The sequence below is a fragment of the Sinorhizobium sp. P24N7 genome, assembly GCF_042436655.1.
In the GTDB taxonomy this organism is placed as follows: domain Bacteria; phylum Pseudomonadota; class Alphaproteobacteria; order Rhizobiales; family Rhizobiaceae; genus Sinorhizobium; species Sinorhizobium meliloti_A.
Window position 1 is genome coordinate 134376 of sequence record NZ_JBHMIW010000002.1, and the last position, 12048, is coordinate 146423.

Here is a 12048-nt window from a genome sequence, read left to right on the forward strand (position 1 = left end):
CCGTAGAGCCCGTGCAGGGGCTTGGCAGAGGGGATGCCCCTTTCACAACGGACCGCATGGCCGACCTGATGAGGACGCAGGCGATCGACTATAAGGTCGGCTCTCCGACGAATGATCCGGCCGATATTCTTGATCCGGTTGCCCCCCATGGAGCTTCTCGCTGTTTTCGTCGACCGGACGATGTCGTCACCGCCAACAGTCGGGCCTGGTTCCAGGCTGCGCCGAGTTCGCTCTGAAAATCGACACCCCTGGTCCCGCACGATGATGAAGTGCGCTCCGTCAACAGGGGCGATTTTGCTCGATTTGACTTGAGCGTTGGTGAATGTTAGGTGTGGGTAATCGTTAACCCTTGGTGAAGCCGTGACCGTCTCCCTCAACGACATTGCCGAACGCGCGGGCGTCTCCGTCAAGACGGTTTCCGGCGCGCTGCACGGCGGTTCGGCCCGCATGGCCGAAGCGACCAGGCAGCGCATCAAGGAGATAGCCGAGGAACTCGGCTACGTCACCAATCTCGCCGCACGCAGCATGCGGCAGGGCTGGATGCCGCTGATCGGCGTCGTTGCCGACGAGTTGATCACCTCCCCTTTCGCGACGGAAATCATCCGGGGGCTCGATGGTGCGGCGCGAGCCTCTGACATGGCCGTTTTTGCGATGACCCTGAACGGCAGCCGCGATGTGGGCGCGGTGATAGAGGAAGTGCGCCGCTTTCGCCCGCGGGCGATTGCCTACGCGGCCATGTATCACAAGACGGTCTCGCTTCCCGCCGAATTCGCCGGCACAGTTGGCGTGATGATCAATTGCCGCGAGGCGAACGATCGGGTGACGTCACTGGTGCCCGACGAATTCGGCGCGGCGCACGAGATCACCACCTACCTGATCGAGGCGGGGCGCCGGAATATCGCTTTCATCAACCTGCCGGGCCTGCTCGCCGGGGAATTGCGCGAGTCGGGCTTCCGTCAGGCGATGACCGAAGCCGGGCTCGATGGCGACGGCGCCCGGGTGCTCCCGGCAGTCCGCAGGGCGATCTACAGCGACAGGGCCCATAGCCTGGTTCTTTCGCATGTAGCCGAACTGATGGCCGGATCCGAACCGCCTGACGCGATTCTCTGCGGCAATGATCGCGTCGCGATGGAGGTCTATGCGGCGCTACGCCGCGTCGGGGCGCAAATCCCCGACGACGTCGCCGTCGCCAGCTTCGACAATCAGGTCGAAATTGCATCGCGTCTCGACCCAGCCTTGACGACCATGGCCCTGCCGCATCGGGCGATGGGGCGCCTGGCCGCGGACATCCTGCTTGCCGGTGACACTATGCCAAGCGAGGTGCACAAGCTTCCGTTCCAATTGGTGGAGCGGTCATCCGTATAAATCAGTAGTTGCGTGAACCCTGTTGAGGAGGAGATACAGTGATGGGTAATCGTTTACTTTCGTTCCTGGTGGCGTCTGTCGCGTTCGGCGGCCTGGCGGAAGCAAAAACCGTCATTCACGTGATGCACCAGGGCGACCCCGGTTGGGTCTCGACCTATGGCGAAGTTGCCAAGCGCTTCGAGGCCGCTAACCCGGACGTCGACATCGAGCTCATCTATGCTCCCCACGACGCCTATAACGAGAAGTTCAGCGCCGCCGTCATGTCCAAGCAATTGCCGGACGTCATGGAGCTCGACGCGCCCTTCCTCGCCAACTACGTCTGGTCGGGGTACCTGCAGCCGATCAAGCCGTTGATCGATCAGGATGTCATCGACGACATGACCGAATCCAACGTCGCGCAGGGCACCTACCCCATAGACAAGGAGCTTTACGCCGTCGGGCTGACCGACTCCTCCGTCGTCCTCTACGGCAACAGGAAATATCTCGAAGCGATCGGCGCCCGCATCCCCAAGTCGGTCGACGACGCCTGGACCCGGGAAGAGTTCGAGGGCTATCTCGAAAAGCTCTCGAACCTCGACGGCGTCAAATGGCCGATCGACACCTTCCGCGGCTACGGCATCAAGACCGAATGGATCACCTATGCCTACGGTCCGATCCTGCAATCGGCCGGCTGCGACCTGATCGACCGCAAGACCTGGAAGTCTGTCGGCACTCTCGACAGCGATCCTTGTGTCGATGCGCTGACGATGATGCAGAAATGGGTGAAGAACGGCTGGGTCGTGCCGCAATCCTCCGGCACCAACCAGTTCTTCGCTGAGGGACATCCAGCGGCGCTCGCGCTCGGCGGTCACTGGTTCTATGCGGAAGCCGCGGCTTCGATGAAGGACGACATCGTGGTCATGCCGCTGCCTAAATTCGGGCAGAAAAGCGCGAGCCCCAACGGCACCTGGATCTGGGGGATCACCACCGCCTCCGAACATCCGGATATCGCCGGAAAGTTCGTCAGCTTCATGCTTAAGGACAAGGCATTCCGAGATTATGCGAAGGAAGATTCCGCCTATCCTGGCTTGAAGAGCTTCGCCGCCGGTTCACCGCTTTACGCCGACGGCGGCGCGATGGCGGTGGCCTTCGAGCAGGCATCGAAAACCGCGATCGCACGGCCCCCGCATCCGGCCTATCCGATCATCACCTCGGCCTTCATGGGAGCGGTGGACGAGATCTTCAATGGCGGCGACGTCAAGGCTGCACTCACCGCGGCAGCCGAGAAGATCGACGAGGATATCGAAGAAAACGACGGCTATCCGCCCTTCGACGAACAGTAATAACTCCAGGACGGTGCGGCCGCGGCGCGAATGCCGCGCGGCCGTACGCCCGAAAGACCCGACAGCCCCAGACAGCCATTGTCGCGCGGCTCCCGATGACGCGATCTTGTGAGGAGGAGGAGATCATGACTTTGCAGCAACCGGCGCTAGCGGCGACGGCAGTCGCGGCGCGCCCGGCCAGACGGCGCGACCAGAGCCGCCTGTTCCAGGAAGTCGGCATGCTAGCGCCCGCGGTCATCCTGCTGACGATCTTCCTTGTCGTGCCGTTCCTTCTGTCTTTCTGGACGGCGATGACCAACCAGCCGCTGGTGCCGCGCCCGACCCCCGTCCGTTTCATCGGGTTCACAAACTTCCTGCGTATCTTCAAGGATGATCTGTTCTGGACGTCACTCTGGAACGTCTCGCGCTTCACCTTCTGGATCCTGCCGGTGCAATGCGGCCTCGCCTTTGCGACAGCGTTGCTCCTCCACCAGAAGCTGCCGTTCCGCAATTTCTTTCGCAGCTTGTTCTTCCTGCCCGCGATCACCTCCATGGTCGTCGTCTGCGTGATCTGGGGCACGCTCTTCCAGTATCCGACCGGCCCCCTCAATCAGGTGATCGGCTTTCTCTCGGGCGGCCACATCCAGCCGATTGACTGGCTCGGCGATCCGGACTGGGCGATGTTCTCGATCGTGCTCCTGTCGGCATGGCAGGCCTACGGCTTCCAGATGATCGTCTATCTCGCCGGCCTCCAGGGCATTCCGGACGAGCTCTATGATGCCGCCCGCATCGACGGCGCCAACGCATTGCAGCGCTTCTGGCACGTGACCATGCCGGGCTTGAGGCCGACCCATGTCTTCGTGCTGGTCATCACCACGATCCAGGCCTTCAAACTCTACACCCAGGTCGCGATCCTGACCCAAGGCGGCCCGAAAAGCAGCACCGAGACCGTGGTCCATTACATGGTGCGCTCCGGTTTCGAGGAACAGAAACTCGGCTACGCTTCGGCCGTGTCGGTCATTCTCTTCCTCATCGTTCTCGTCATCGCGCTCCTGCAGCGTCAACTTCTGAGGCGTTTCGATGTCTGATCTCGCTCTCCCCACCCTGCAGACAGAGGCAAAGCGCGAGCGCTCCGCGATCGGTTCGCTGCGCATCGTCCAGACGGCCTCGATCCTCGTGGTCGCGCTCGTTATCGTGTCGCCGCTGTTCATGCTCGTGATCGCGAGCCTCAAGGACGACCGCTTCCAGATTCTGGCCGATATGGGAAGTTTCCGGGCCTTTTGGGTCTCCAACCCGACACTCTCCAATTTCGCGGAAGTGAGCAATCTCTCAGGCGAGCTCGCCTTCGGCCGCTACCTTCTGAACTCGTTGTTCATTCTCGCCTGCACGGTCGGCGCCGGCCTGATCGTCAATTCGATGGCGGGCTTCGTGCTCGCCTGGGGTTCGCTACGCGGCCGCGCCGTGGTCCTGTCCCTGGTCATTGCTCTCTACGTGATCCCGCAGGAGAGCATCATCATGCCGCTCGTCATCATGGTGTCGCGGGCCGGCATGACCGACACCTTCGCTGTGCAGATCGTCCCCTGGATCGCGAGCCCCCTCTACATCTTCCTGTTCTACCAGTTCTTCGCCCAGCTTCCGAAGGAACTCTTCGAAGCGGCTCAGATCGACGGCGCTTCGGTGTTCCGCATCTACCGCTCGATCTTCCTGCCACTCAGCCTGCCGGCGCTCGCAACCGTCTCGATCCTCATGGGGATCGAGAGCTGGAACCAGTATCTCTGGCCGATCCTGGTAACGCAGACCGACTATGCCCGGCCGATCGCCGTCGCGATCGCCACGTTCTTCGGCCAGGACAGCATCTACTGGGACCGCGCGATGGCCGCCTCCGTCCTGATGATGATCCCGATCCTCGCCCTCTACCTCGCCTTCCAGCGCTGGTTCGTGAGTTCCTTTATTGGCTCCGCCGTGAAAGGTTGATCAATGACAGGCCATACGCCCCCCTCTTCCCTTCTCGACGGCAGCCTGAAAACACTCAGCGCCGCGCTTGCCGCCGGGACCACGCTCCACGCGTGGCTGAAGCCAGTCGATTCGGGTACGCCGGCCGAGCTGAAAGCGAGCCAAGACGGACAGGAAATTGGTCGCATAACCGCGCGAAACACCGAGGAGTTCGAGTTCCAGGCGCTCCTGATCGAAACCGCCGGCGAAATCTCTTTCAGCTATGACGCCAGGACCACCAAACTCTCCATCGTCTATGCTTTCTCGGAAACGGACGTCTTGGAAAAAGGCATCGTTGTTCTTTACAGCGGCGAGGCCAATTCGACACCCCTTGTTCCTGGCGGCTATCACTTCCGCCCGCCTTTCGGCTGGATGAACGACCCCAACGGTTTCGGCCGTTTCGGCGACAAGGTTCATCTCTTCTATCAGCACTATCCCCACAGCCTGCGCTGGAACACAATGCATTGGGGCCATGCAGTCTCGGGTGACTATCTCCGCTGGAAGCACCTTCCGATGTTTCTGTTTCCGTCGGCGGGGCTTTCGGCTCGCGCGGACGGCCGCGGCGGCGCCTTCTCCGGCTCGGCAATTCCCCTTGCGGGAGAGGAGCCCGGGATCCGTGTCTTCTTCACCGAACAGGTGAAAGATCGCGAGCCGGAAGAGCAGATCCAGTTGACTGCCGTCAGTCGCGACCAGATCAGCGCCGCTCCGGCGGAGATCATCCTGCCGCAACGGCCGTCCGGCCTCGACCTGACGCTCGATTTCCGTGATCCCTATGTAATCAAAGGTCCGGACGGCCGCTGGAAGATGCTGCTTGGCAGCCGCGATCACGCGGGGGGAGTAATCCTGCTCTACGAGACAGCCGATCCGGACGCCGCGGTTGGTTGGAGCTTCGTCGGGATTCTTCACCGCGAGAACCGCTTCGGCATGACCGCGGCCGAATGCCCTTGCATGGTCCCGCTCGGTGGTCCTGTCGACGACCCGCAAACCCGTTGGGCGCTGATCTTCGGACTGCTCACCAGCCGCGATCCGGCAACGGCGCGGCGCAACATCACGCTTGCAACCGTCGGCCGCTTCGACGGCAGCACCTTCGTCAAGGAGTTCGAGCAGGAACTCGATTTTGCCACCGACGCCTATGCCTTCCAGGCCTTCGTCGACCATTCCGGCCCCGTGGGCATCGCGTGGCTGGCGAACTGGACGGAGATCTCGAAGAGGATCGATTTTCCCACGGCCATGACGCTCCCCCGCCGGGTACTGCTTGATGAGGGTGTGTTGCTAACCCCACCGGTCGATGCGGTCGACAGCTTGCGCCAAGATTTGATCGACGAGCGGCGACTGCTTTCCGGAGACAGGGTGGAACTCGCCAACGGAGCCGTTGAGATCGTGATCGATCTCGCCGCCCCCGGCGCCGCCTTCGATCTCGAATTCGACCATCCCGACGTCGAGCTCGGCGTCCGGGTCGATCCGGAAGGGCTGAGCATCGTCTACGACATTCCCGACGGCAAACTGCTGCCCCGCTACCTCGCAGCCGGAGCAACGCCCTCGACGCTTCGCATCTTTCTGGACATGGGGTCGATCGAGGTCTTTGCGGATAACGGTCGCTGGACGGGGACCAAGCGTTTGCCCGGAGTTGCAGGCGTTCGTTCCGCCTACCTCAGCGCGCCCACAGGCAATGTCGCCGCCGCAAAGATCTGGCAGCTCAAGCTATAGCTGAGACTCAAAAGGAGAAATTTCATGGCATCCGTCTCGATGGATCAGGTTCGCAAACAATACGGCGCCGTTCCGGTGATTCATGACATCTCCATGAACATCGAAGATGGTGAGTTCGTCACCCTCGTCGGCCCTTCCGGCTGTGGCAAGTCGACCCTGTTGCGCATGCTTGCGGGGCTAGAGGACATCAGCGGCGGCGAGATCCGCATCGGTGGCCGCCTTGTCAACGACGTGGCCCCGAAGGAGCGTGACATCGCCATGGTCTTCCAAAGCTATGCCCTTTATCCGCACATGACCGTCGCGGAAAACATGGGCTTCGCGCTTAAGCTGAACGGTCAGGACAGGGCCACGATCGAAAAGAGCGTGCGCGAAGCGGCCGACATCCTGGCGCTCGGGCCGCTGCTCGATCGCCTGCCGAAACAGCTTTCCGGTGGCCAGCGGCAGCGCGTGGCAATGGGACGGGCGATCGTCCGCCAGCCGCAGGTCTACCTTTTCGACGAGCCGCTTTCGAACCTCGACGCCAAGCTCCGCGTCACGATGCGCGCCGAGATCAAGGATCTGCATCAGCGGCTGAAAACCACCACGGTTTATGTCACCCACGACCAGATCGAGGCGATGACGATGGCCGACCGGATCGTCGTCATGCGCGGCGGCAATGTCGAGCAGATCGGCAAACCGCTGGAGCTTTACGACCGGCCGGCCAACACCTTCGTCGCCACCTTCATCGGCTCGCCTGCGATGAACCTCTTCGAGGGGGCGATCGCCAATGGGCAGTTTGTCACCCATGGCGGGGCAGCGCTTCCACTACCCGATGGCTATCAAGGCGGGACAGCGGCGGTCTACGGTGTCCGTCCGGAACATCTGACGATTGGCGAGCATGGTGTCCCCGCCAGCGTGGTCGTGGTCGAGCCGACCGGGTCCGAAACACATGTGCTGGCGAAGATCGGCCCGGCAGACGTAAACCTCGTGCTGCGCGACCGGATCGATCTTCAACCCGGCCAGACGGTCATGGTCGCCCCCGACATAAGAAGGGTCCACTTGTTTACATCGCAGGGGCTACGCGCAAACTGATTGGCCTTCAGCGCACCGGGAAATTTGGCATCAGCAAGCGTGCGGCAACGCCGTGACTATCAGGTTGCTCTGGCTTCGCTATCTCGCGAATGCTCCGCAGCGTTGCCGGACGCCCCCTTGCGCCGGAATGGCAACCTTACGAGGCGGTGCAATGCCAATCGGTCATTCAAGGGGCGTAAGGTGGCCGCCCTTCCCGAAAGGCTGGCAGTTTAGGCGAGGGCGGCGGTACCGTTGTCAAACATGGAGGGGTCTTCGAGAACATTCGCCGTCAGCATTGCGCCTTCGAGGGTGGCGAGCACCTGCAGCGCGCTGTTGTGAGACAATCCTGCCTCCATTAGTTTGTCGATTCCGAGCAGGAAGAACCTTTTCACTTCCTCTCTGACTTCACCGGCCAAATCTTGCGACGTCGCCCCCAACGCGCCGCACAGGCACATTCTCCCGTCGCGATGTAGAGCAACGCGAAAGACTTGCCGCCAAGCTTCGACGATATCTTCGCCGCCGGCGACCTGGTGGTCGACGGCTGCTAGAAAACGATCCGTGTAACGGCGGGCGACTGCTGCCGCGAGCTTCTCCTTAGTCGGAAAATGATAGTGAACGCTGGCGCTCTTCACGCCTACGTCGACAGCAATCTCGCGAAAGCTAAAGCCACTGTAGCCTGCTCGGCGAATCCGCTCCTCCGCGGCGTCCATTATCGCATCTGTTGTTTCGCTCATTCTTATAGCCTTTTAGATGCCGTTCTCGATCTATCAGTAGATAGGCTAATCCGACCCAAAAAACAACGCCGAACATGATTTGCTTATCTATCGGTAGATAGGTCTTGCAAGTCGCGGAAGGAGCGGCTAAGTAATCGCCGCCTATCTATCGCTAGATAGACAGAACAATTACCGAACCGAAAGGAAGCTCCTATGAGCACTGGCAACAAGCAAAAGCGCATCCTCCTCGTCATGTCCTCGGTTGACGAAATGGGCATCAGCGGCAAGCAGACCGGCACGTGGTTTCATGAACTCGCCGCGCCCTACTATATTTTGACCGAAGCCGGCCATGAGGTCGTGTTCGCCTCTCCCCGAGGCGGCGAAGCTCCGATCGACCTTCTCAGCAGGAAGGCGCCGTTTACCACCGAATATACAGACCGTTTCCTGGCCGATCCGGTCGCTATCTTTGCTGCTCGTAATACCCGCAAGCTGCGTAACATCGACTACAGCACGTTCGACGCTGTCTTCTTCCCCGGTGGTTACGGCCTGCTGTGGGATCTCGCCTCCGACTCCTTCGCCATCAAGCTGATCCGTGACTTTCACAAGGTAGGTCGTCCGATCGCCATGGTGTGCCATGCGCCGGCGATCCTGCGCGACATCAAAAAGGACGATGGGCAGTACCTAGTGAAAGGCATAAGCCTCACCGGCTTCAAGAACGCCGAAGACACCGAAATCGAACTGCTCAACCACCTGCTGTTCTCGCTCGAGGACGAACTCAAGAACCGCGGTGCCGACTACCAGAGCAAGGCGAACTGGGAACCGAACGTCGTCATCGATGGCGTCCTGATGACGGGTCAGAGCCCGGCTTCTGCCGTGCCGCTCGCCGAAGCCCTTGCTGAGCGTCTCGGCTAAATCCTGAGCTTCTGGGGCGCTCAAGAGCGCCCCAGAAAGAGAAGCTTTCAAGCACCAAGAGACCCCAAATTGGCGCCGTGTCAACGGTTGTCGGGCGCCACGCCGATACTCGAAGACGTTGCGCGATCGGACCTGCCTTCCGCGTGATACGACTGGCTTTCGATGACCAACTTTCCCGTAGCGCAAAGCCCTGTCGATAATCAAAAGTGAGATTTCTCATGGGCGGATTGGGAGGGCGGCATCCCAAGCTTTCGGCAATCTTGGTCAGCCGGTCGCTGTTGTCGCGCTCATCCGCTTCGCTGTCGTCGGCACTGCGAAGCAGCCGCACCAGAGGTTGTTCCTCATCGACGAATCCAGCCATATAGTCTGATCCAATATCGGTCCTTTGCCGTGCAAATTCCAACGCGGCAAAGGACTGAGGATAATCAGATCACTCAATGCGCGGAGGCAATGGTCGATTCACGAAATGAGATCGCTGGAATGAGAAGCAGGGCGACGATTGCTAATATGCCAACGCCAGCAATTGCATTTGGAAGCCCAATGACCTCGGCAGCGTGACCGATGAGTGCGGGTCCGATCAAAATTCCAGCATAACCAAGCGTTCCCGTCGCGGCGATTGCTTGGGGGGCCGGCATCGATCGCTGTACCGCAGCGAGCGAGAACAGGATCGGGACTATATTTCCCGCGGCCAGCCCTGCGATGGTGATGGCTGCCAAAGTCATCGAGACAGTCTCGGCGTAGGCGGCGAAGATTATACCCAAAGCAGCCACTGAAATGCCGAAGACGAGCATCATGGACTCGCCGAGGCGTTCAACCGCCTTGTCGCCCACAAATCTACTAACGGTCATCGCGATTGCAAAGAGAGCATAGCCGCTGCCCGAAAATGAAACTTTCAATTTCTTGGAGGTCAGCAAAATGGCTCCCCAGTCGAGCATCGCACCTTCCGCTAGGAAGATGACCATCAAAAGCAAACCGACCGCGAGCACCCTTCCTCTGGGAACCGCAAAAATCGCCCCGTCGGAAGCTGGCTTCGTTTTAAGAAATCCGGGTACCGCGCAAACAATGCAAATGATCATAACCAATGATGCCACGGCGGAAGCGGCGAGGACGCCGGGCCCGACCGCGATAAGGAAAGTCATTCCTGCCGCCCCGACCAGCCCGCCAATACTGTAGACGCCGTGAAACCCTGACATCAGGGGCACGCCTGCAAGATCTTGAACTTCGGCTCCATGCATATTGGTGGCGACATCAATCGCGCCAATTGCGCAACCAAACAGCAGAAGTGCAATTGCGAGGACTATCGGGTTCGCCAGCGCCGCCATGAGCGGCAGCACCGTGGCTAGGCCCACAGCCCCGGCAATCAAGACTGGCCTGCTTCCTATCCTGTTGGAGACTATACCTGCAGTCGGCATGCCCACGACCGCGCCAAGGCCAAGGCACAGAAGCACCGATCCCAAGGTCGCAGAATCTGCGTCAATGCGGCTTTGCGCGTATGGCACCATCGGTGCCCAGCATGCCAGCGCGAAGCCTGAAATGAAGAAGGAAAGCCGCGTAGCGCGCTTACTGTCTCGCAACTGCACATCAGCATCGGGGTTGATCGCAGAATTCCTGCGGGCCAGCTTCAATTTCGAATCTGTCATGGACCCATCTTTTGATTTCCTGAGTTCCAGCCATCTAACTCTGGAACGGAGAACGGGTTTTCGATATAATGCCGACTTACGTCGCTAATCCGTCAAGAACAGGATCCGCATGCTTATGCGCGGGTCCACCCGATGACCATCACTGGATTCTGCCGACCTCCGGGCAGACGCGCGAGTTCCGACTTACGTCAACGCTTATCACGACGATCGATCCGGCGTTGCCGATGGGCAGCGTCAGTGCGGTGCAACAGGCGTGGGCGCGCAGGTAACCTGCCGCCTTCAGGTCGACGTTGGCGACGACAGGCCAGTCGAAACGTGGCTGCCCGTTGGGTCCTCTACCTGCGCGTTGGTCTCCCTCGCTTCCTCGCATCCGGCGTTCCCAGAGGTTTTAGCCGGCTCGGGATCGCGACGCTTTCAAGTTGAAACGGCAACATCGACTAAGCGGTAAGCACCCGGGCGCTTGCCCCACTATGTTAGTGCCCGCCCCTGCTCTGTAAATTCGGGTGCCACTTCCTACGTCTACGACGCTACTCCGCTGCCCCTCCTCGGCGGCTTGGAAAGGTGCTGCAGCGCTTGCGCACTATCGGTCACGACCGCGATTTGCACCAATGGGACATAGGTCAGTCAGGTTCGCGGTGATCCGCCACGCCCTTCTTCCAGTACCCGCTCGCATGAACCGCGCAGGTTTCAAGCGATTGTTGTCTTTTTAGCTCGGTCCTGATCGCCGAAACCTGGCCTGATTCTGCCGTTACCCAAACCAGGGAACCCGATGGGACGGATAGATCCTTAACAGCATCAACCAGTGTCTCGCCGAGCTCGCGGCAGAGCCAGCGCACTGAAACTGCCGCCGCTGCGCCAACGGACTGCATCTCTTCAGCATTCGCGATCTCAATGAATACTTGCGCTTCCGCCGTCGGAGGAAGCGCCTCCACGATGGCGGCGACAGCTGGCAAACCGGTCTCGTCGGCGAAAAGAATGTAGTTCCTGATTTCCGGATTAATCGAGATTCCGCTCCGCGTGTTAGGCCTGCTTATTTCCAATCTATCGCCGGCTTCTGCTCGGGACGCCCACCTGGATATGTTGCCCTCGTCGCCGTGCAATACAAAGTCGAGCTCAAGTTCACTCGTCGTCGGATTGAACCGCCTAACAGTATAAGCGCGCCCAGGCTGCCGAAATCCGTCTGAGTCGCGAACGAAAACTTTCAGGTATTGACCAGGCAGATCTGGTCGCAGCCCCGATACTTCTTGCGCATCCACGCTTATGCGCTTCAAGAGCGGGGTTATCAACGTCGCTTTTTTTACGGTCACGCTGAAGATATCGTAGGGGGGATTCACATCCGCTTTGTTCATATCCGCACGGCCTCGTCGC

The 12048-nt window shown here is 60.2% G+C and carries 11 protein-coding genes; 7 read left to right on the top strand and 4 right to left on the bottom strand.

Features of this window, described 5'->3' with window-relative positions; translation table 11 throughout:
* Positions 1 to 360: 360 nt before the first annotated feature.
* The 6 genes from ACFHWW_RS03485 (at position 361) to ACFHWW_RS03510 (ending at position 7436) form a co-directional block, all read left to right on the top strand.
* Positions 361 to 1365: a LacI family DNA-binding transcriptional regulator gene (locus ACFHWW_RS03485; RefSeq protein ID WP_283067895.1), complete on the top strand. Its 1005-nt coding sequence runs from the start codon at positions 361 to 363 to the stop codon at positions 1363 to 1365.
* A 41-nt stretch (positions 1366 to 1406) separates the two neighbouring features.
* A complete protein-coding gene (locus tag ACFHWW_RS03490; RefSeq protein WP_283067894.1) occupies positions 1407 to 2687 on the top strand; it encodes a sugar ABC transporter substrate-binding protein in 1281 nt (426 codons plus the stop codon).
* 125 nt (positions 2688 to 2812) lie between these two features.
* On the top strand, positions 2813 to 3754 hold the full coding sequence (locus tag ACFHWW_RS03495; RefSeq protein ID WP_283067893.1) for a carbohydrate ABC transporter permease: 942 nt from the start codon (positions 2813 to 2815) through the stop codon (positions 3752 to 3754).
* Entirely contained in the window at positions 3747 to 4640 is an 894-nt protein-coding gene (locus ACFHWW_RS03500) for a carbohydrate ABC transporter permease (RefSeq protein ID WP_283067892.1), read from the top strand. The genes ACFHWW_RS03495 and ACFHWW_RS03500 overlap by 8 nt, the downstream gene beginning before the upstream one ends.
* A gap of 3 nt (positions 4641 to 4643) precedes the next feature.
* Positions 4644 to 6365: a glycoside hydrolase family 32 protein gene (locus tag ACFHWW_RS03505; RefSeq protein WP_283067890.1), complete on the top strand. Its 1722-nt coding sequence runs from the start codon at positions 4644 to 4646 to the stop codon at positions 6363 to 6365.
* 24 nt (positions 6366 to 6389) lie between these two features.
* Entirely contained in the window at positions 6390 to 7436 is a 1047-nt protein-coding gene (locus ACFHWW_RS03510) for an ABC transporter ATP-binding protein (RefSeq protein WP_283067889.1), read from the top strand.
* Between the two features lie 209 nt (positions 7437 to 7645).
* Here the strand turns inward: ACFHWW_RS03510 and ACFHWW_RS03515 are convergent, their stop codons facing one another.
* Positions 7646 to 8149 (bottom strand): TetR/AcrR family transcriptional regulator, encoded by a 504-nt coding sequence (locus ACFHWW_RS03515; RefSeq protein ID WP_283067888.1) that lies wholly within the window; start codon positions 8147 to 8149, stop codon positions 7646 to 7648.
* A gap of 192 nt (positions 8150 to 8341) precedes the next feature.
* Between ACFHWW_RS03515 and ACFHWW_RS03520 the strand changes: the two genes are divergently transcribed.
* A complete protein-coding gene (locus ACFHWW_RS03520; RefSeq protein WP_283067886.1) occupies positions 8342 to 9040 on the top strand; it encodes a type 1 glutamine amidotransferase domain-containing protein in 699 nt (232 codons plus the stop codon).
* 434 nt (positions 9041 to 9474) lie between these two features.
* Here ACFHWW_RS03520 and ACFHWW_RS03525 read toward each other — a convergent pair whose 3' ends face one another.
* The 3 genes from ACFHWW_RS03525 to ACFHWW_RS03535 form a co-directional block, all read right to left on the bottom strand.
* Positions 9475 to 10680 (bottom strand): MFS transporter, encoded by a 1206-nt coding sequence (locus ACFHWW_RS03525; protein WP_379937334.1) that lies wholly within the window; start codon positions 10678 to 10680, stop codon positions 9475 to 9477.
* A 139-nt stretch (positions 10681 to 10819) separates the two neighbouring features.
* Entirely contained in the window at positions 10820 to 11050 is a 231-nt protein-coding gene (locus ACFHWW_RS03530) for a hypothetical protein (RefSeq protein WP_379937335.1), read from the bottom strand.
* 250 nt (positions 11051 to 11300) lie between these two features.
* The gene (locus ACFHWW_RS03535) at positions 11301 to 12029 is read right to left on the bottom strand and encodes a siderophore-interacting protein (protein WP_283067884.1); all 729 of its coding nucleotides are present in this window, start codon (positions 12027 to 12029) and stop codon (positions 11301 to 11303) included.
* Between the last annotated feature and the right edge of the window lie 19 nt (positions 12030 to 12048).

Excerpts from the sequence above, each read along its gene's own strand:
- ACFHWW_RS03490 (WP_283067894.1), top strand. The coding sequence starts at position 1,407 with ATGGGTAATCGTTTACTTTCGTTCCTGGTGGCGTCTGTCGCGTTCGGC.
- ACFHWW_RS03495 (WP_283067893.1), top strand. The coding sequence starts at position 2,813 with ATGACTTTGCAGCAACCGGCGCTAGCGGCGACGGCAGTCGCGGCGCGC.
- ACFHWW_RS03500 (WP_283067892.1), top strand. The coding sequence starts at position 3,747 with ATGTCTGATCTCGCTCTCCCCACCCTGCAGACAGAGGCAAAGCGCGAG.
- ACFHWW_RS03505 (WP_283067890.1), top strand. The coding sequence starts at position 4,644 with ATGACAGGCCATACGCCCCCCTCTTCCCTTCTCGACGGCAGCCTGAAA.
- ACFHWW_RS03510 (WP_283067889.1), top strand. The coding sequence starts at position 6,390 with ATGGCATCCGTCTCGATGGATCAGGTTCGCAAACAATACGGCGCCGTT.
- ACFHWW_RS03515 (WP_283067888.1), bottom strand. The coding sequence starts at position 8,149 with ATGAGCGAAACAACAGATGCGATAATGGACGCCGCGGAGGAGCGGATT.
- ACFHWW_RS03520 (WP_283067886.1), top strand. The coding sequence starts at position 8,342 with ATGAGCACTGGCAACAAGCAAAAGCGCATCCTCCTCGTCATGTCCTCG.
- ACFHWW_RS03525 (WP_379937334.1), bottom strand. The coding sequence starts at position 10,680 with ATGACAGATTCGAAATTGAAGCTGGCCCGCAGGAATTCTGCGATCAAC.
- ACFHWW_RS03530 (WP_379937335.1), bottom strand. The coding sequence starts at position 11,050 with ATGCGAGGAAGCGAGGGAGACCAACGCGCAGGTAGAGGACCCAACGGG.
- ACFHWW_RS03535 (WP_283067884.1), bottom strand. The coding sequence starts at position 12,029 with ATGAACAAAGCGGATGTGAATCCCCCCTACGATATCTTCAGCGTGACC.